We start from the raw sequence: 18,675 nt of genomic DNA, 5'->3' as shown, positions 1-18,675 counted from the left end.
TATTACCTCCTTTTCGACGAAATCACTGCACGCCTTACTTCCTTTATCTCTTCATTAATTGTAGGAATGAACATACAAGAAGGTTGGCATCTTTCTTTTTTCAGACGTTCAAGAAAAGCCAATTCTCGTTCAACAATTTCTATCTCATCTTCATCCAACATTCTCCTTACTCCTCTCCCTTACTTATTTCCGTTAAATTACCTTCCATTATCCTCTGATCGCTTGACTTTATATTGCTGAGTAAAAGCAAACACAAGTGTCATAATTGCACTCGGTAAAAGAACGATTAAAAAACGAGCGCCGGTCATACCAAGTCCCGTTTCAGTTGTTTGTGATTCTTCACCTAGAATAAACAACACAAATAGTAGAAAAGCAACAACAAGCTTACTTATGCCAATCCAAACGATTTTCGTTGGTTGACGTCGAAAAAGCACGACTAAAATCCAACCTAGAATAGCTATTCCAAACGGAAGCAGCATACCAACATTCATAAACACATCCATTTTGAACACCCTCTCCCTTTTTTGCTACCCATGTTTCCTTACACTCAATCCTCTATTTTAATTGATCCCCTTACCTATCTTATTCTGTATTGGGTGGATTAAAAGAAGACTGAAGTAAGAACACGAATTGGGTTATTGGCTCTTTAAGGAAGCCACTGAGAGAGGAGCTTATGGATTGAGTCCTTTATCATTTCAGTTTAACAGGAATCAAAGAGGGCTAGATAAGAAACACTCCCCTCTGAACGTTATGCCATTCTTCTCATAGCCATTCCAACAACTAGATTGTAAACAGCGTGTACGAGAATGGAGACGATGAGCGCCCCCGTTACGATAAACAAATACGCAAGTAACAAGCCGACGAAGAAAATGATGCCATGAAGAATTGGCATGCCTTTGTATTGAGGGACATGTACGAGCATGAATAAAAGAGCATTAACAAGTAACAGAATCCACGTCGGAACTACGTCCAGAAAGAGCCCAATAAATACACCACGAAACAAAAATTCTTCCACAAGAGGCGCGCCGATTACAACCGGTACAAACCCGACTGGCTTTGAAAGGATTGTGCGCAATAAATCTGCTAACTCATTTTCTGGCAATGTTGTGTTCGTCCATTTTAATAGAGAAAGGGTTACAAACCCAACTAAAAGACCAATGGCTACACCAGCGGGTAATTGAAGTGCTAGAGAATACTTTTCACTAATAAAAAGAGACTGGAGAAAAGGTATCATCTCTCCAAAACGAAAAACAAGAACGAAACCAAGTCCAATTAGAATTAACAAAAAAAATCCTTGCCAAATTGCCCATTGGAGTTGTTTTTCTTCATAGGTCAACAAAAACTCTCTCCTTTTTTGACACGTACTATTTTCACCATTGTACTTGATTTCAACAGAAAAAACTGCCCTGTAAAAAACCAACCTTTTTTTCAGGGCCGCTTGTCCTGTTTACTCAGCTATTCGTCTTTCCCCTTTTAACAGAAATTCTAAAGAAGGTATACCCATTTCCCCTTAAAATAAAGCTAGTACCTACACCTCTCTATACAGAACGAGCGGTATGCAATTCACTTATGATTGCATCTGTTACCTCTTCTGTTGAATGGATACCGCCAAGATCCTTGGTGATGGTGCCTTTCCTTGTGACGCGTTCAATCGCATCTAATAAAAACGTTCCAAGTTCCTCTTCTCCAAAATGGTCCAGCATCATTTTCGCTGTCCAAATTTGGCCGATTGGATTAGCCAATCCTTTCCCAACTATATCTGGGGCGGAACCATGAACCGGTTCAAACATTGATGGATAGTTTCCATTCACATTGATATTTGCAGCTGGTGCAATACCAATGCTCCCCATAATGGCAGCACCGATATCTGTTAGAATGTCTCCGAAAAGATTAGAAGCCACAATGACATCAAAGTCAGCCGGTCTTGTAACGAAGAACGCAGCTAATGCGTCAATATGCTGAGATTCGGTTCTTATAGCAGGGTAGTCTGCACTTACTTCTTTAAATACTTGGTCCCAAAAAGGCATAGAGTGAACAATCCCATTTGATTTTGTTGCACTCGTCACAAATCGTTTTCGTTTTGCTGCAACCTCAAACGCATAACGCATCACTCGTTCCGTGCCTTTTCGTGTAAATACAGCATTTTGAATGGCTACTTCATCTTCTTTGCTATGAATACGACCGCCAACCGTGCTATATTCACCTTCACTGTTTTCACGAATAACAACAAGATCAAAGTCTTTAGGGTTCTGTAATGGCGATTGAATACCATCAAGTCGTTTTGCTGGCCTCATATTAATCACTTGTTCAAATTCACGGCGAATTTGAATAAGAAGGCCCCATAGTGAAATGTGATCGGGGACAAGGTTTGGATCACCAACCGCTCCTAAAAAAATGGCATCAAATGGTTTCAATTGCTCCAATCCATTATCTGGCATCATTACACCGTGTTCTATGTAATACTGACAGCTCCACGGAAACGATTGAAATTGGAATGCTAATCCCCCATGCACATCAGCAACCGCTCTCAAAACACGTTCAGCTTGCGGAACAACCTCTATCCCAATACCATCTCCAGGAATACTTGCAATATCAAACTGTTTCATCACGTTTCCTCCCACATTGTCTAGTCTCTACTTCTACACGAATTTATCCCTTTTGTTACGAAACGAATGCCGCCTCCTGTGTAAAATGTCATTAACGAATGCTCATAAAACTTTCTGCAAGATAATCTTAGAATCACCTGTTTCGTTTTCTTCTACTGCCGTCACATCAAACCCAAAGCGAATATTAAGTAGCAACATTTTTCGCCAACGGTTCATCGATTTTGTTTCGACCTTTTCGTAACCTGCTTCCTTTGCTTTCGTATGTTGATTTTTCATTAATTGTAGCGCTACTCCTTTTCCTTGAGAGGTTGACCTTACGCCACCTAACCAGCTGTAAAATGTGGTGGCATTTTGCTCATAACCCAATTTGTAGCCGATTAACGTTTCATCCTCATAAGCGAGTTGCACATCTAAATTTGGCTTATGCGCCATACGCTCATTCAACTGACGATCCTCATTGAACACTTCTCGATGTAAATCACAGATATCCTTTACGATTCGCTTACTTGGTATACCCTTTAACGACAAAAACTCCATGACTAGCCCCTCTTTCTTTGCATGGTTTCATATTGGATACTTTCTTACAAAAATGTGCGTACTTACATCCTTCTGGTCTTCTTTATATACTAACAAGAGTAGTGAATAGAAAACAGCAAAATCGCTTAACCTTAAATGGAAAGAGTAAAGGAGAGATTGATTATGACGGATTTTTATAAGGCACTTGAAAATCGCCGCTCGTACCATATCGTTGGCAAAGAAGAAATCGTTTCAAAAGAACGTGTGGAGGACATCGTTAAACATGCAGTAAAATACGTTCCTTCTGCTTTTAATTCCCAATCCGCGCGTGTACTTGTCCTTTTTGATAAAGAGCATGATGCTTTTTGGGAGAAGACGACAGAAATTCTTAAAGAAGTTGTTGGTGATGGGGACTTCTCATCCACTCAAGCAAGAATGGATGGGTTCAAAGGCGGTTATGGAACAATATTGTTCTTTGAAGATCAGAGTGTCGTTGAACAGCTACAAGAGTCATTTGCACTCTATGCAGACAATTTCCCAGTTTGGTCAGAACAGTCTTCAGGTATGTTGCAATATGCGATTTGGACTGGACTTGAAATCGAAGGACTAGGTGCGTCTTTACAGCACTACAATCCACTCGTTGATGAAATGGTTGCTTCGACATGGTCTATTCCAAAAGAATGGAAATTACGCGCACAGATGCCATTCGGAAAACCTGCACATACACCAGGTGAAAAAGACTTTGGTTCAATCGATGCAAGGGTAAAAGTAGTGAAATAGGCACTTCATGAGTGACAAAGTGATTGGATGCAAACAAACCGTGTTGCATCCTTTTTTATTTTGTTTGATTTGTCCGAGTCGATTTGTGCTTTTCAATACAAATCCAACCCAACAGCATGAGCCAAAACAGAGCCATAACGATTAGTAAAATAACGGTTGGTTCTTCTACAAAATAACCGATCAGTACACCTATCAACAAATACGGTAAAAGCAAAATAAAATAGTTTACCCAATGTCCAGACACCGCAAACACCTCCAACCCTAACCACCTATAGCCCTTACCACAAAAATAAAACCTCCAAGTGAAATCACTTGAAGGTTCATACAGCCAGCCACCTGTATCTATTTATAAATAATTTACAACTCGCCATTCGTCGTTATCTGCGATAATTAAGTCTAAGTTCAATTTCTTTGCCAACAATTTCGCGGCAACAGGATCATTAAAGGTTTTATCCAAATGGCTGTTTGAGTCCTTGAAGGTCACCGTTACCCCATTGACAGTACGTTCTACTTTGTACATTAAGGGATCACACCTCTCAAAATTAGCCCACTTTTAAGTCAACGTACTAAGTATCTCATAGAACCATTTAAATTGAAACAGCAGAAGGCTGCCTTAACTCGATTCACACATTTTCATATAAGTAGCTCTGAATGGCTTAGGTATCCACCTCACCAATCGTCAGATCCAACGTCTGAATGCTTCTACACATGTACTTTTTTAAAAAGCAGTTTATCTAGTAACCAGACCGGGTATTGATTGAAGTCATTGTTTTTTGTTATGCTTTTTAACTAAAGGGGGATTATTGATGAACCATAGACAAAATCAAACTGCGTTTATGTTGATTAACAAAATTCAAAACCATTTGCTAAAAAAACACGAAACATGCAAAGAACTGGATTTATCTTACGCCGATTTAATTTATTATGTGACATCGTCTTATCCTGAATTAGAAAAGCCACTCCATCAAAGTATTTCAATACGGAATCGTGTTTTTCGCTCTGTATTAATATCTTACAAAGAACTACAAGCTGTCCGTCGATTAGCAAAATCATTAAAAATATCATAATGTACTATGTCACTTTTTGAGAGCTGCATGACAGCTTATATCCTACTTACTTATTGATCGCAGATCGCACTTAACGCGTGCCGCTCTCCAAACTTGACAGCTCTCTTCTCCCCTCTTTTGTTGTTTCTTTCATCCATTGACATGACAAGATTTACGAAGTTAGGGATGAGTATGATGAAACAGCCTACATATACAAAGGGGAATGAAAAGCAAGAGAGCACCTTCTTTTCAATTATCTTCACTTGACTCAAGAAAAGAGGAAACGAATGTATACAGATGAAGAGCTAACCATACGTCCAATTCAGCAAAATGATTTAACGACACTGTGGGAACTTATTTATAAAGAGGCAAATCCAGAATGGAAACAATGGGATGCTCCATACTTTCCTCATAGCCCGATTGCTTATGAAGCTTTTATGCACAAAAGTGAAAACTGGGTAAACCAGGATGATTGTTGGGTGGTCACAGTGAATAACATGATCTGCGGAACAGTCAGCTTTTACTATGAAGATGCACAAAAGATTTGGCTTGAAATGGGAATCATTTTTTACCAGGGGGCGCATTGGGGTCATGGTTTAGGTACCCGTGCTTTAAAGCTGTGGATGAACCACCTCTTTCGAACAACGGATCATGTTCGACTGGGCTTAACAACTTGGTCTGGAAATAAACGGATGATTCGTGTAGCAGAAAAACTCGGCATGCAAATGGAAGGTCGAATTCGTAACGTCCGTTACTTCAATGGCCACTACTATGATTCCATTCGCATGGGCATCTTAAGAGAAGAATGGAACAACAATTAGAGCACGAGGCTGGGACAAAAGTAGATAGACAGACCAAAATGACGAACATTCCTGAATATAGGAACGTTCGTCGTTTGTTTTATATGAAAATTAGCGGAAGGAGAATCCGAAGACTCCTGGGGGATCAGCACGTGTCTGAAGACTCTGGAGTGGTGGTTTGCCACGGAGGAGGCTGAGGCCGTGTCCCCGGAAAGCGAAGGATTCTCCTGTAGCGGTGCTACTCAGCATATTTTAGACTATTCGTCTTTTCAAATACTACTTTCAGTTATGTCCCAGCCTCTTTTTTAAAATTGACCTTTTCTAGTACACTTGATAAAGTAAACAGAATTGAAAAAAGAAAGCCGGGCTTTAACATGAACCGAAAAAATGTCAAGAAACAATCACTTATATGGATGATAGTGCTTGTTCTTCTAGCAGTCTCCTCTATTCTGTTTGTATTGAATAATTATTCTTTTTATGAAAGACCTATTGCGACGATAACCGATGTGACCAGCTATGAAGAAGAGCATGTCATCGATCAATTCGGCAATGAAGATACGCTTTATTCGCAGGCCATTACCGCAAAAATTCAAAATGGAGAGCATCAAGGTCAAGCTATTACACTAGCAAATCACTATTCTGATTCCGGAGCATATGACCAAGCATTTGCGCCTGGGGATGATGTCTTTATTTGGATTGATTCGTTTGAAGAAGAAGAGCTGTCGGGTTCCATTACCGACGTGAAGCGCGACCATTACCTCGTTATTGTTGCATGGCTGTTTTTATTCGTGCTCATGGCAGTTGGAAAACGACAAGGACTCTATTCTGCTCTATCATTAGGTGTGAATGGCCTCATCTTATCAATCGCCCTAGACGTTTATTTACAAGCATCTAACGATTGGTTGCTGGTCATTTGCGCGGTCAGCTCTATCCTTTTCACAGTGATAACCTTACTACTTGTAAATGGAGCAAATGAAAAAACGTATACAGCAATTCTTTCAACGCTCATCGTCACTACGATTACAATGACGTTCGCTTACGTTGTCCTAACTCTATTGAATAACAATGGTCTACGATTTGAAGAGATGCAGTTTTTAACCCGACCCTATCACACTGTTTTTATGGCTGGGGTGTTAATCGGTATATTAGGGGCAGTGATGGATGTATCCATTACGATGTCCGCCTCTATTTTTGGCATGTACGAGGAAAACGAAGCCATTGATGAAGCCACATTGAAAGCTTCAGGATTGGAAGTGGGACGAGATGTAATGGGAGCAATGATCAACATTATGTTCTTTGCTTACATAAGTGGATCGATTCCAAGTATCCTTCTCTATTTTAAAAACCATTCACCGCTAGAATTTATCGTATCGATTAATTTATCGTTAGAATTGGCACGCGCATTAGTGGCGGGGATTGGCATTGTTCTAGCCATTCCTGTTGGCCTCTATTTGTCCCTCTATTTCGTCCGTAAAAGGAGGGCTAAACATTGAATGTTCTTACCGTTTTAACAGTACTTCTATTCATCCTCATGATTGCCGTTGGTGGTAAAAAAGGGGCGCGATCTTTTGCCGTCTTGTTCTTAAATTTTATCATTCTCTTCGGTGGAATTGTCTTTATGACAAACCCCGAGGCGCATCCGTTGGTGATAACGTTTATTGCTTGTACCTTAATTGCCGCTGCAACCCTATTTATTATTAATGAATGGAGCAGTAAGTCCATTACAGCCTTTGTCTCAACAATGCTGACAATTGGGGTTCTGTTAGTCTTTATCTCTTTTGTAACGAACCATACAATGATTCAAGGGTTTGGTGAGGAAGAAATTGAAGAGCTTGGGTCCTTTTCCATTTTAATCGGACTCGACTTCACACAAATTGCCGCTTCCGTCATTGTGATGAGTACAATTGGCGCTATTGCTGATACGGCAATCTCCATTACGTCTCCAATGCAAGAATTATACAAGCAGCATCGAGATGCGAATGTAAAACGTCTATTTCTCTTCGGAATGAAAATTGGACGGGATATTCTAGGAACGAATGCCAACACCTTATTCTTTGCGTTTTTTGGCGGACAGCTCGCACTCTTAATTTGGTTTAAAGACTTATCCTATACACTAGGCGAAATGGTAAACGCAAAAGTGTTTGCAAACGAACTGATCACGATCTTCTGTGCCGGAATTGGGGTTGCACTCATTATTCCAATTACAGCAATCCTGAGCGCCCTGCACCTCGTTCATGAAAGTCGAAAAAAAGACCGCAATCCTTAAGGGTTGCGGTCTTCGTCATTAACTTGCTTCTTCAGATACATCAATGCGAAGAGAATCATCTTTATAATCATCCACATTCAAATCTTTTTTCACTTTTGATGTGAAAATACCGGATATCATACTTCCAGACACGTTTACAGCTGTACGTCCCATATCAATTAGCGGTTCAATTGAAATTAACAACCCAGCTAACGCAATCGGTAAATCCATCGCGGCAAGTACAAGAATTGCGGCAAACGTCGCTCCGCCACCTACACCAGCAACGCCAAATGAACTAATGGCAATCACAACAAGTAGCATCGCTATAAAACCAGGTTCAAACGGGTTTTGTCCTACTGTCGGTGCAATCATAAACGCAAGCATAGCTGGATAAACACCCGCACAACCATTTTGACCAATTGATAAACCGAATGATCCCGCAAAATTCGCCGTTCCTTCTGGTACGCCTAATTTCTTTTGTGTTTGAATATTCATCGGTAAAGCAGCTGCGCTTGTTCGTGACGTAAACGCAAACGCCAACACTGGAAATGCCTTCTTCAAATACTGCACCGGGCTTAATCCCATAAATAATAAAATGAGTAAATGCACAAGGAAAACAGCGGCTAATGCCACATAGGAAGCAATAACAAACGTTCCTAATGTCATAACAGCACCTAAATCACTTTGCGCTACAGTAGAGGTCATAATGGCGAGTACCCCATATGGTGTTAAGCGTAAAATAAGTGTCACAACACGCATCACAACGGAGAATATTGCACCAATAATTTTTTCAAACATCTCAGCAGCTTGCGGTTCTTTACGACGAACACCTAAGTAAGCAACTCCTAAAAATGCTGCAAAGATTACCACACCTAATGTTGACGTTGGTCGCGCTCCTGTTAAATCAGCGAATGGGTTTGTCGGGATAAGCTGAACAATTTGCTGAGGAATGGTTGTGCTTTCCATCGTGTCATAACGCTCTTCCATTGACAGACCCCGCTCTTGTTCAGCGGAACCCACCTGAATATCGTCTGCACTTAGATTAAACACGGAAGCAGACGTAAATCCAATCGCACCTGCGATGATCGTTGTGACAACGAGCATCCCTATCACAAGTCCGCTAATCTTGCCTACCTCTTTTGCAGCTTTTATCCGTGTAAAGGCAGATAAAATCGCCACAAAAATAAGCGGCATCATAATCATTTGTAAAAAGCGAACATAACCTGTTCCAACAATGCCTATCCAATCCATCGCATTTACGATAACGTTTGATTCTGGATCAAAGAAAAATTGAAAAATAAAGCCAAGCGCGATCCCTGCTCCTAAAGCGGTTAATACGCGTACTGAAAACGATAAATGCTTTCGTTGCATCCAAAAAAGGATTGCAGCGACGATTACAACTGATGCTACAACCGCAATCGTTAAACCAACATCCATCCATAACCCTCCCTATACTATTAAAAACGTTTCTTTTTTTCTACCACTTACTTTATTCCTTTAAATCCGATTAGTCAACTAGACATTCTTCATTTATATCAATTTTTTTATTAAGTGTAGCGAGTACCATTTTACCAGTTACAAAACTAGAGGTCTATTCCTATTAAACAATGGACAAATCCGTTTGACTAGCCTAGCAATGTATTCCTATATGATGTCTATGCAAATAGCAAAAAAATCCGAACCAAAAGGTGATTCGGATCTTTCGCTTCTTTTCACCATCGTTTACTGAATGTCGTAACCAAGGTCTTCTATCTTTAGTTTGAGCATCCCCTTGTTGACTTGATCGCTATCAAACGTGATCGTAACAAGCCCTTCATCTAGCTTAACAGTCACGTTGTCAACACCATTCATGTTTCCAACGCCAGTTTCTATGCTTGAGACGCAATGTCCACAAGACATGCCACTTACCTTTAATTCAATTGTTTTCATTTATTGTTCCTCCATTCTATTTCTTTGGTCTATTCCTTAGTTGACTTCAATCACAAAAGGAAAAGCGATAACTCCTTCATCGCGATACTGAAACTCTGCCCATAGCTTATAAGTGCCCGACTGAGTAAAATGAGCATCGAAGCGTGTATCGTCATGACTAACTGGATGAACGTGAATAAACGCTTCTACTGCTTCATCTAAAATGACGACATGACCAAGTGCACCTAAATACGGCTCAGGCGTTTCACCGTGTAAGTCAAACACAAGTTGGACGGGTTCATCAACTTTGGCTTCAACCGCTTCCAGCGTGACCGTTTTGCCTTCGACTTCTTTTGTCCAAACCACATCTTTTTCCAACTGAGTTTTCGCCGTTGGTGCTTCGCCTACTTGCATAGCATTTGCAGAAGGAGTATACATTTTTCCTTTCGGTGATACATCAACAAAAATCTGATACTCTCCGTCAGCAAGAGATTGGTTGATAACAAACACCCCTTCACCTTGCTTTTCAGGATGAAGGTGCAAATACTTCTCCAAGTCATTGGACACCACAATCACATGCATTTCTTGTTCATGAGAGACTTCTAACTCAGGTGGGTTCCCTTCCTCATCTTCAAGGTGGATCATTAATTGGTCATCTTGGTACCTTACATGTGTTAGGACTTGTGATTCATCCGTTCCCTGACCTTCATGTTCATTGTGATTCACATCAGGCTCCTGCCCAAGCTCTTCACTGTGTGCCTCGTGCATCGTGCCACTTTGAAAAATATTCTCACCCGTAATTAAACCGTATGCTGTCACAACCAAAATAAGATAAGCAATTCCAATTAGCACCCATGCCTTACTGTTCACGAGAATCACCTTCTTTCTTAAAGCGCATTCGTTGTAAACGTAGCGCATTTAAGACGACTGAAACCGAGCTAAATGCCATCGCTGCCCCAGCTACCCAAGGTGCTAATAACCCCGCGGCAGCAATTGGAATACCTGCTGAATTGTAAACAAATGCGAAGAATAAGTTTTGTTTAATATTTCGCATCGTTTTTTCACTAAGTTGAATGCTGTCAGCCACGCTTTGCAAATCGCCTCGCATTAACGTCACATCTGCCGCTTCGATTGCTACATCAGTTCCTGTACCAATCGCCATTCCAACATCCGCTACAGCCAATGCAGGTGCATCATTCATTCCATCTCCAACCATAGCCACTTTCTTACCTTCTAGCTGAAGCTTTTTTATTTCATCCGCTTTTTGCTCTGGAACGACTTCAGCGATGACGCGGTCAATACCTACTTGATTACCAATGGCCGTCGCTGTTTTTTCGTTATCGCCTGTTAGCATGATAACCTCTAGCCCAAGGGACTTCATCCGTGCTACCGCTGCTTTTGACGTGTCTTTAACCGTATCTGAGACAGCGATAAGGCCTGCTATCTCGTTGTCAATCGCGATTACCATCGCTGTTTTCCCTGCTGTTTCAAGAGTTGCCATCTTTTCTTCAATCAATTGACTATCAAGTTGATGCTGCTTCATTAACTTTCTTGTTCCAATATAAAGGGTCTTACCATCCACTTGGGCCTCTACCCCAAATCCAGGCAACGCCGTAAACTGTTCCGGCTCTGGAATAGAGATGCCTCGCTTCTTTATGCCGTCAACAATCGCTTTAGCAAGTGGATGCTCAGAATGTTTCTCAGCAGCACCTACAAGTGCTAATACATCCTGTTCCGTTCCATTTACAATGTCTACATTCGTTAACTCTGGCTCACCTTTTGTTACTGTTCCTGTTTTATCAAGCACGACCGTCTGGATATTCCGCGTATGCTCTAAATGCTCGCCACCTTTAAAAAGAACACCCATTTCCGCAGCTCTTCCTGATCCCGCCATAATAGACGTTGGAGTTGCCAGTCCGAGGGCACACGGACAAGCGATTACAAGTACCGTAATGAGTGGCACGAGAGCAGAACGGACATCTCCCGGCTCAATTAGGAAATACCATGCAAGAAAAGAACCTACTGCAATAAGCACGACAATCGGCACAAATACGCCTGACACTCGGTCGGCAACGCGCTGAATATCAGCTTTACTACCTTGCGCCTCCTCAACCACTTTTACAATTTGCGCGAGAGCTGTATCTTTTCCCACTTTGGTTGCGTTCACCGTTAGCGTTCCATTTTTATTGATTGTTCCGCCGATAACAACATCCTTTGGCTTTTTATCAACAGGAATACTTTCTCCAGTAATCATCGATTCATCAAGGGCAGAACTTCCTTTTACAATTTCTCCATCTACTGGTATTTTTTCGCCGGGACGAACAATAAACGTGTCACCAACAACAACCGCTTCTACAGGGACTTCCACTTCTAAACCATCTCGCACTATACGTGCGGTTTTCGCTTGCATATCGAGTAACTTTTCAATTGCTTTCCCTGTTCGACCTTTTGCACGCACTTCAAACAGCTTCCCTAAAATAACAAGCGTAATGATGACTGCGGCTGCTTCAAAGTAAAGTTCAGGCATCCCTACTTGCCCATTAATATGCCATTCATAGCCTAAGAAAAGACTATAGAAGAAAGCGACGGTCGTTCCAAGCGCAATTAAGACATCCATATTGGCGCTCTTACTTCTGAGCGCTTTATAGGCTCCTTTATAAAATTGCGCTCCAGCAATAAATTGGACAGGCGTAGCAAGAGCAAGCTGCACCCATGGATTCATAAACATGTCAGGCATATAGAGAAAGGATGTAAATTCAAAATGCGTCACCATTGTCCATAACAGTGGCAACGATAAAATCGCCGCAAAGATAAATTTCCCTGTTTGATTTCGAATTTCTTTATCCCGATAGTCAGCTGTTTCTTCATTTGAGTCTTGTTCGTTTAACGTATAGCCAATCTTTTTTACTGCTTCTTTTAAATCAACTGGAGTCACTTCACTTGAATTGTATTCAACAGTGACGTTCTCAACGGCAAAATTAACGCTCGCACTTGAAACACCGTCTATTCGTGTTAGCTTTTTTTCAATTCGGTTTGCACACGCTGCACACGTCATACCAGTAATAGCAAAAACAACTTTTTCCTTATTAACGTTGTACCCTAGGTGTTGAATTTTTTCTTCAAATGCCTTTGGGGTTATTTTCTCTGAGTGGTAGCGTATCTTTGCTTTTTCTGTCGCAAAGTTAACATTTGCCTTATCAACGCCATCCAGTCGGGTTAATCCTTTTTCAATCCGGTTAGCACACGCCGCACACGTCATACCCTCTATTGGTATATAGACTTCTTTTTCCACAATCGTTCCGCCTCCTTCTTCACTAGAATGTCAATGATCCGTTCTGATCATGTTAAACAGCTTATCCGTAAAATAGTCATGTTTCTTCACACACCAATCATAACATACCCCCCTACGGTATACAAGAGAGAGTAGACTATTCCCTTTTTCTTATCGGTAATCTACACCTTTCAACCTTTCAGGCAATTGATCAAAAAATGGTATGATTGAGAAAATGACATTTAACCTTATTTAAAAGGGTTAAGGAAGCAGGCAAACATGACACTTGAAAAACAACTTTTTGATGCAGCAGCAACCCTTATTTATGACCGTTATCCTACTGGCTGGGGAGGAGCCGCCGCTCTTGCATTAGATAATGGAAGGATTTTAACAAGCATCGCACCAGAAGTAGTCGTTGCTTCAACAGAACTATGTATGGAAACTGGCGCTATATTAGAAGCTCATAAATTAAACCGTCCTGTGACCCATTCTCTTTGTCTTATGCGAGAAGATGAGCACTCTCCCCTTACAATTTTATCTCCTTGTGGAGTATGTCAAGAACGACTATTTTATTGGGGATATGGGGTAAAAGCCGCCGTATCCAATCAAGAACAAGCCTTGATTTTTAAAACATTGAAAGAACTTCAACCTCACCATTGGCATGCGGCATTTGAGTGAAATTAACATAATAGGAGGGGTGTATTCAGAACAGAGAGCACTTACATCCCTTCATTGAATTGATGCTAACCTGCTCATTTATGTAAAACGTGATTTAAAGATAAAAAAAGACTGATATCTATTCAGTCTCCAATGAACCCTACACACTTATTGACATCATCACTTCTTATAGCGATAACCCACACCCCATACCGTTTCGATGCTATCAAATTCGATTCCGTTTACTGACAATTTGTCACGAATTTTTTTAATATGTACGGTTACTGTTGTATGATCACTAGCAGGATCCATCCCCCAAATTCGTTCGTATAAATGTTCTTTCGTAAAGACCTGTCCTGGATGAAGAGCAAGGAACGCGAGCAACTCAAATTCCCTTGCTCTGAGTTGAATCTCTACTCCATCTACTTGAATGCTCCTAGCCGTGTGATCAACACATAAACGCCCAATCGTTGTCAATTCTGTTGGTTGTTCATGTAAAGACACAAGACGCTCATAGCGTGCTAGATGGGCTTTTACTCTTGCCACTAGTTGATTTGGATTAAAAGGTTTAAAAATGTAATCATCAGCACCCAAGCCCAATCCTCGGATTAAATCGATCTCTTCGACGCGAGCCGTTACCATCAGAATAGGCACTTCTTTTACTTCTCGAATTTTTTTACAGACAGCAAACCCATCTAAACCCGGGAGCATGACATCTAGTACTATTAAATCAAAGTCACTTGTAAGTGCTCGTTCAAGACCTTCATGACCATTATGCTTAATTTCTGCTTCAAAACCATTAATTTCGAGATAGTCTTTCTGCAACTCTGATATCGTTTTCTCGTCTTCAACAATTAAAATCCTTTTCATCTTTTTCACCTCTCTTGTTTTCATCGACTATTGGCAAAGTGAACTGAATGGTAGTACCTTCGTTAACCTTACTTGTAATATCCACCATTCCTTCATGAGCTTCAACGATTTGCTTGACAATGGCTAACCCAATGCCACTTCCTCCTTGATTTGTTCCTCGAGAAGCCTCGGCCCTAAAAAATCGATCAAACACGTAAGGTAAAGCCTTTTCTTCAATGCCTTGACCATTATCTGTAATAGAGATACATACAACTTGCCCTCTTTCACTTGCATGTACGTGTATTCTTTTTTCATCTTGATTCATAAATTTAACGCTATTAGCTAAAAGATTAGCAAACACTTTATAAAGTTGAGCTCGGTCAGCTAAAACAAGGGTGTCTGGATGAATACTTACATTTGATTCAATTTCAACCTCATCGTATTCCAATTGAAATGCTTCGATAATATCTCTTAGATAAGGGCGAAGGTTTACACACTCAAAATGAAATGGAATACTATTTAAATCCAGTTTTGAAAAGAGCAAAAGTTCATCAATTAATTGATCCATTTCTGAGGCTTTTGTGTGGATAATTTGAATATATTTATCCAATTTATTCTGATCCCTTGCAACACCATCAATGATTCCCTGAATATGCCCCTTAATTGAGGTAATCGGTGTCTTCAAATCATGCGAGATATTATTAATTAATTCTTTGCGGTTTTCGTCATATTTTTCTTGAAGCGCCATTGATTGCTTTAATTGAAGTCTCATTTCCTCAAAAGCACCAGCCAAATCGCCAATTTCATCATTTCGCACAATACCAGTTTGTTCATTTAAATTCCCACTAGCAATCTCTCCTGCAACACGGTGCAACTTTTTTAATGGCTGTATAAGATGCTTTGATATGACATACGTAATCACACCATTTGTCAAAATAAAGGCAACAATAAATCCAGTAATAACGAGCGGAATGATGTTGGTTAGAAAGTCACTTACAGGTTCAACATCCAATGTAAAGAAGAGTGATCCATCGTCGCCATCAGTGAAACGAAAATCGGTTCCTGTATAGAGCCAATACTGACCGTCTTCACCTATTTGACCTTGATGATTCACATATGGATCAGACTCGCTTAACTGGTGCGCCGGTAAATAAGAGTAAAAAGTAGATGTATCTGTTTGCTGTCCATTTGTGAGCGTATCCCCTTTTCGAACGAAAATAGCGATTTGCCGATGTCCTAACAGATTCTCATATCGTGAAACGATCGACTCATCTAATAGCTCATCTGGGCTCGAAAGAGCGACTTGTTTCAACTCCGTAATGGCGGCTAATTCTTCATAAAAAAATGCTTCAACCGCCCGGTCATCTACCTGATAAAATTCTTTCATTTCTTCTATATTATTTAAAAATAGATGAAAAAGAAGATGAAGAAAGAGAATGAAAAGGCCAATGGGAATAATGGTCATTAATACATATGAAAGAATCAACTTTACTCGTATTGACATCATTTCTCTCCTTCCTCTGTCTGCTTTTTCATTATAATCGATCTCTTTCTCTAAAAAAACGAAATGCTAACTAATCGAGCGTTGTTTCTCTAGGTTTGTTTTCCGTGAGGAGCGCTTAAACGGCAACCACCAGTTCCAATCACCTAAAAGCTTCATTGTCGCTGGGACTAAAAACAGCCGCACGACCGTTGCATCAAGGGCAATGGCAAGAGCCATCCCAAACCCTAGTTGCTGCATAGGGAGTACGCCAGCAAACGCAAATGATCCAAAAACAGCTACCATAATTAACGCAGCTCCAGATATCATAGGCGCTGTCTTTTCTAACCCTAGCGCCACGCTTTCCTCATTCGATACACCTTTCATATATTCTTCTTGTACACGACTCAACAAGAACACTTCATAATCCGTACTTAAACTGAATAAGAGGCCTAGTAACAAAATCGGAATAAAACTTTGGATAAAACCAAACTCACCGAAACCGAATATTTCCGATCCCCATCCCCATTGGAACACTGCGACAAGTACACCATACGTAGCACCTAGGGAGAGAATATTCATGATAATCGCTTTAAGCGGTAATAGTACGCTTTTAAACGTGATGACCAGTACAATAAATAGAAGCGCTAAAGTAAAGGCTAAAACCCCTAGCAAGCTATCATTTAACGATTGACTAGTGTCCAGTCCTTCTGCCGTCTCTCCACCTACGAGAACGGTCCATCCGTCCTTAGAAGAATGATTCGAACGAATTTCTTTTACAATCCCTCGGTTCGCTTCACTAGAAGAGTAATCATTTGAGATGACATCAAAGATGACTACATTCTTCTCTTCTCCAAGATTTCGATTTAGCATCATCCATTCACCTGCGGAAAGAAGATCTTGGTTATCTGTTAGAATGTCGCTAATAGAATCCATGGTCATATCTGGGAAGAATGAGAAGAGTGAATTGACTTCTTCAACATTCGCTATACCTTCTAACTCTTCCTGTAATGATTGAAGATTCGTAAGTGATGCTTCATCAGTTAATTCTCCCTCTTCTGTCGATACAACGACTTGAATAGGGGCGGAATAACCAACACCAAATCCATCTTCCAAATCACTTATACCACTACGAACTTGCGTATCTTCTGGCAGCATGCGTGAATCCGGCGTTGAAACTTCGAGTTCAAGTGCAGGCCAAGCAAGTAAAAGAAGAAAGAAAACAGAACCTGCAAAATAAAGAATTGGTCGCTTCATTACTTTATGAGCAAGTTTATACCATGTACCTTGCTGATTTGGAACTGTACGGAGCGACATAAAAGGAACTCTTAGTGCATTAATCTTTGGTCCTACTATTGCTAAAAATGCAGGCAGTAATGATAAACTAGTAAGCATTAAAAAGAACACAACAACGATGACACCTAGAGCGATGGAACGGACAGCAGCTATATCAACGAATAAGATGGCAGACATGGAACCAATAATCGTTAAAGCAGAGAATAAAATAGCGTGACCCGCTGTACCCATCGTCTCTGCGACTGCATCAAGATGGTTGCCACTCGTTTTCTCTAACTGCTCTCGATAACGTTTGACAAAGATGAGAGCAAAATCAATCCCTACACCTATCCCTAACATTAATGCTGCATCTAACACAAAAATGGATAATTCAATTCCCTGAGCGAAAAAGTAAAGGACACCTAATGAAGCGATGATTGAAAACCCAGATAAAAGCAAAGGTGTTAAGGAAGATACAACAGAACGAAACACGAATAATAAAACGATAATAATAATAGGCAAAGCGTATAAGTGTGCTTTCTCAAGTCCTTCTTGACTCAATTGGTTCATTTCACCCCAAAAAGCGGGAGCTCCTAAAACCGTCGCTTGAAAGCCATCTTGATCTATCGCTTCTGTCAGACGCTCTTGAATGTCAGGTAATACCTTTTGAGCAAACCCTTCATCTACATTCATTTCAACAAACCCAATACTTGTATGACGCTGATCAGAAACAAATTGATCTTTTATACGCTCTTCCGCATTAACCCACGTATAAACACTTTCTATCTCGTCTTCATCTGATAACGATGCTGACGCCTGCTCTAATGCTTCTGTAAATTCTGTAGAACCAACTTCATACGTATCGTGACTCATTACGAACGTTAACGATGTGGCATTCCTAGATTCAAACTCTTCTGAAACAAGTTCGTATGCTTGATTTGACCCCGATCCAGGAACACCCCAGCCCCCTCCAGTCAAATACCCGCCTACTTGAGTAGCGTAATAACCGCCAAATACAATCAAGACGATCCAGACACCAACAACACCCCACCTATATGTGGCCATCCATTTACCAATTCTCTTTAAACCACGTTCCATTCTGTACACTTCCTCCTTTAGCTTCCCTTTTCTATTTTTTCATTGTAGTCGCAACTTCTAATCATTCTGTGAAATAAATCTTATCTTTTTCTTAACTCTTTCATCACAGAAAAAGGGGATGTATTTAGCATTCATTTTTATATC

20 protein-coding genes are annotated in these 18,675 nt (G+C 40.5%); 6 read left to right on the top strand and 14 right to left on the bottom strand.

Going from position 1 to position 18,675, the window contains the following annotated elements; translation table 11 throughout:
• Positions 1 to 2 precede the first annotated feature (2 nt).
• From PQ477_RS10290 to PQ477_RS10270, 5 genes are all read right to left on the bottom strand, one after another.
• Complete coding sequence (locus PQ477_RS10290) at positions 3 to 161, bottom strand: hypothetical protein (protein WP_274273521.1); 159 nt, start codon at positions 159 to 161, stop codon at positions 3 to 5.
• Positions 162 to 197: 36 nt separating this feature from the next.
• Entirely contained in the window at positions 198 to 503 is a 306-nt protein-coding gene (locus tag PQ477_RS10285) for a hypothetical protein (protein ID WP_060704170.1), read from the bottom strand.
• Between the two features lie 245 nt (positions 504 to 748).
• Positions 749 to 1,339, bottom strand: a complete 591-nt coding sequence (locus PQ477_RS10280; protein WP_148297206.1) for a CPBP family intramembrane glutamic endopeptidase — start codon at positions 1,337 to 1,339, stop codon at positions 749 to 751.
• A gap of 199 nt (positions 1,340 to 1,538) precedes the next feature.
• Complete coding sequence (locus tag PQ477_RS10275) at positions 1,539 to 2,606, bottom strand: tartrate dehydrogenase (protein WP_274273520.1); 1,068 nt, start codon at positions 2,604 to 2,606, stop codon at positions 1,539 to 1,541.
• A 102-nt stretch (positions 2,607 to 2,708) separates the two neighbouring features.
• Positions 2,709 to 3,143 carry a GNAT family N-acetyltransferase gene (locus PQ477_RS10270; protein WP_035392847.1) on the bottom strand — a complete coding sequence of 145 codons (435 nt, stop codon included), beginning with the start codon at positions 3,141 to 3,143 and terminating at the stop codon, positions 2,709 to 2,711.
• A 159-nt stretch (positions 3,144 to 3,302) separates the two neighbouring features.
• Between PQ477_RS10270 and PQ477_RS10265 the strand changes: the two genes are divergently transcribed.
• On the top strand, positions 3,303 to 3,902 hold the full coding sequence (locus tag PQ477_RS10265; protein WP_144560394.1) for a nitroreductase family protein: 600 nt from the start codon (positions 3,303 to 3,305) through the stop codon (positions 3,900 to 3,902).
• 55 nt (positions 3,903 to 3,957) lie between these two features.
• On the opposite strand, the gene PQ477_RS10260 is transcribed toward PQ477_RS10265, so the two are convergent.
• Positions 3,958 to 4,161: a hypothetical protein gene (locus PQ477_RS10260; protein ID WP_035392851.1), complete on the bottom strand. Its 204-nt coding sequence runs from the start codon at positions 4,159 to 4,161 to the stop codon at positions 3,958 to 3,960.
• Positions 4,162 to 4,248: 87 nt separating this feature from the next.
• Positions 4,249 to 4,386, bottom strand: a complete 138-nt coding sequence (locus PQ477_RS10255; protein ID WP_187204341.1) for a hypothetical protein — start codon at positions 4,384 to 4,386, stop codon at positions 4,249 to 4,251.
• A 322-nt stretch (positions 4,387 to 4,708) separates the two neighbouring features.
• Between PQ477_RS10255 and PQ477_RS10250 the strand changes: the two genes are divergently transcribed.
• The 4 genes from PQ477_RS10250 (at position 4,709) to PQ477_RS10235 (ending at position 8,014) form a co-directional block, all read left to right on the top strand.
• Entirely contained in the window at positions 4,709 to 4,969 is a 261-nt protein-coding gene (locus tag PQ477_RS10250; RefSeq protein WP_035392853.1) for a hypothetical protein, read from the top strand.
• A 266-nt stretch (positions 4,970 to 5,235) separates the two neighbouring features.
• Complete coding sequence (locus PQ477_RS10245; protein WP_144557770.1) at positions 5,236 to 5,769, top strand: GNAT family N-acetyltransferase; 534 nt, start codon at positions 5,236 to 5,238, stop codon at positions 5,767 to 5,769.
• Positions 5,770 to 6,122: 353 nt separating this feature from the next.
• Positions 6,123 to 7,241 carry a YibE/F family protein gene (locus PQ477_RS10240; RefSeq protein WP_274273519.1) on the top strand — a complete coding sequence of 373 codons (1,119 nt, stop codon included), beginning with the start codon at positions 6,123 to 6,125 and terminating at the stop codon, positions 7,239 to 7,241.
• On the top strand, positions 7,238 to 8,014 hold the full coding sequence (locus PQ477_RS10235; protein WP_035392857.1) for a YibE/F family protein: 777 nt from the start codon (positions 7,238 to 7,240) through the stop codon (positions 8,012 to 8,014). The genes PQ477_RS10240 and PQ477_RS10235 overlap by 4 nt, the downstream gene beginning before the upstream one ends.
• An 18-nt stretch (positions 8,015 to 8,032) precedes the next feature.
• On the opposite strand, the gene PQ477_RS10230 is transcribed toward PQ477_RS10235, so the two are convergent.
• The 4 genes from PQ477_RS10230 to PQ477_RS10215 form a co-directional block, all read right to left on the bottom strand.
• Positions 8,033 to 9,430 carry an L-cystine transporter gene (locus PQ477_RS10230; protein ID WP_055737164.1) on the bottom strand — a complete coding sequence of 466 codons (1,398 nt, stop codon included), beginning with the start codon at positions 9,428 to 9,430 and terminating at the stop codon, positions 8,033 to 8,035.
• A gap of 285 nt (positions 9,431 to 9,715) precedes the next feature.
• Positions 9,716 to 9,922 (bottom strand): copper ion binding protein, encoded by a 207-nt coding sequence (locus PQ477_RS10225; RefSeq protein WP_060704176.1) that lies wholly within the window; start codon positions 9,920 to 9,922, stop codon positions 9,716 to 9,718.
• A gap of 36 nt (positions 9,923 to 9,958) precedes the next feature.
• Positions 9,959 to 10,771, bottom strand: coding sequence for a DUF8832 domain-containing protein (locus PQ477_RS10220; RefSeq protein ID WP_274273518.1), 813 nt, complete (start codon positions 10,769 to 10,771; stop codon positions 9,959 to 9,961).
• Complete coding sequence (locus PQ477_RS10215) at positions 10,761 to 13,196, bottom strand: heavy metal translocating P-type ATPase (RefSeq protein ID WP_274273567.1); 2,436 nt, start codon at positions 13,194 to 13,196, stop codon at positions 10,761 to 10,763. The genes PQ477_RS10220 and PQ477_RS10215 overlap by 11 nt, the downstream gene beginning before the upstream one ends.
• 255 nt (positions 13,197 to 13,451) lie before the next feature.
• On the opposite strand from PQ477_RS10215, the gene PQ477_RS10210 reads away from it, so the two are divergent.
• Positions 13,452 to 13,850 carry a cytidine deaminase gene (locus PQ477_RS10210; protein WP_060704177.1) on the top strand — a complete coding sequence of 133 codons (399 nt, stop codon included), beginning with the start codon at positions 13,452 to 13,454 and terminating at the stop codon, positions 13,848 to 13,850.
• A 159-nt stretch (positions 13,851 to 14,009) separates the two neighbouring features.
• On the opposite strand, the gene PQ477_RS10205 is transcribed toward PQ477_RS10210, so the two are convergent.
• From PQ477_RS10205 to PQ477_RS10195, 3 genes are all read right to left on the bottom strand, one after another.
• Positions 14,010 to 14,699 carry a response regulator transcription factor gene (locus PQ477_RS10205; RefSeq protein WP_144557764.1) on the bottom strand — a complete coding sequence of 230 codons (690 nt, stop codon included), beginning with the start codon at positions 14,697 to 14,699 and terminating at the stop codon, positions 14,010 to 14,012.
• Positions 14,677 to 16,182, bottom strand: a complete 1,506-nt coding sequence (locus PQ477_RS10200; RefSeq protein WP_274273517.1) for a sensor histidine kinase — start codon at positions 16,180 to 16,182, stop codon at positions 14,677 to 14,679. Before PQ477_RS10200 ends, PQ477_RS10205 begins: the two co-directional genes overlap by 23 nt.
• Positions 16,183 to 16,248: 66 nt before the next feature.
• Positions 16,249 to 18,531, bottom strand: coding sequence for an MMPL family transporter (locus PQ477_RS10195; RefSeq protein ID WP_060704188.1), 2,283 nt, complete (start codon positions 18,529 to 18,531; stop codon positions 16,249 to 16,251).
• Positions 18,532 to 18,675: the final 144 nt, after the last annotated feature.

This window comes from Shouchella hunanensis (assembly GCF_028735875.1).
Classification (GTDB): Bacteria; Bacillota; Bacilli; order Bacillales; family Bacillaceae_D; genus Shouchella; species Shouchella hunanensis.
Note: the sequence above shows the minus strand (reverse complement) of the source record. Positions and strands in the feature narration are given on the sequence as shown.

What these genes read in the sequence shown, in the direction of transcription:
- PQ477_RS10290 (WP_274273521.1), bottom strand. Translation starts at nt 161, where the DNA reads ATGTTGGATGAAGATGAGATAGAAATTGTTGAACGAGAATTGGCTTTT.
- PQ477_RS10285 (WP_060704170.1), bottom strand. Translation starts at nt 503, where the DNA reads ATGGATGTGTTTATGAATGTTGGTATGCTGCTTCCGTTTGGAATAGCT.
- PQ477_RS10275 (WP_274273520.1), bottom strand. Translation starts at nt 2,606, where the DNA reads ATGAAACAGTTTGATATTGCAAGTATTCCTGGAGATGGTATTGGGATA.
- PQ477_RS10270 (WP_035392847.1), bottom strand. Translation starts at nt 3,143, where the DNA reads ATGGAGTTTTTGTCGTTAAAGGGTATACCAAGTAAGCGAATCGTAAAG.
- PQ477_RS10250 (WP_035392853.1), top strand. Translation starts at nt 4,709, where the DNA reads ATGAACCATAGACAAAATCAAACTGCGTTTATGTTGATTAACAAAATT.
- PQ477_RS10245 (WP_144557770.1), top strand. Translation starts at nt 5,236, where the DNA reads ATGTATACAGATGAAGAGCTAACCATACGTCCAATTCAGCAAAATGAT.
- PQ477_RS10240 (WP_274273519.1), top strand. Translation starts at nt 6,123, where the DNA reads ATGAACCGAAAAAATGTCAAGAAACAATCACTTATATGGATGATAGTG.
- PQ477_RS10230 (WP_055737164.1), bottom strand. Translation starts at nt 9,430, where the DNA reads ATGGATGTTGGTTTAACGATTGCGGTTGTAGCATCAGTTGTAATCGTC.
- PQ477_RS10225 (WP_060704176.1), bottom strand. Translation starts at nt 9,922, where the DNA reads ATGAAAACAATTGAATTAAAGGTAAGTGGCATGTCTTGTGGACATTGC.
- PQ477_RS10210 (WP_060704177.1), top strand. Translation starts at nt 13,452, where the DNA reads ATGACACTTGAAAAACAACTTTTTGATGCAGCAGCAACCCTTATTTAT.
- PQ477_RS10205 (WP_144557764.1), bottom strand. Translation starts at nt 14,699, where the DNA reads ATGAAAAGGATTTTAATTGTTGAAGACGAGAAAACGATATCAGAGTTG.
- PQ477_RS10200 (WP_274273517.1), bottom strand. Translation starts at nt 16,182, where the DNA reads ATGTCAATACGAGTAAAGTTGATTCTTTCATATGTATTAATGACCATT.
- PQ477_RS10195 (WP_060704188.1), bottom strand. Translation starts at nt 18,531, where the DNA reads ATGGAACGTGGTTTAAAGAGAATTGGTAAATGGATGGCCACATATAGG.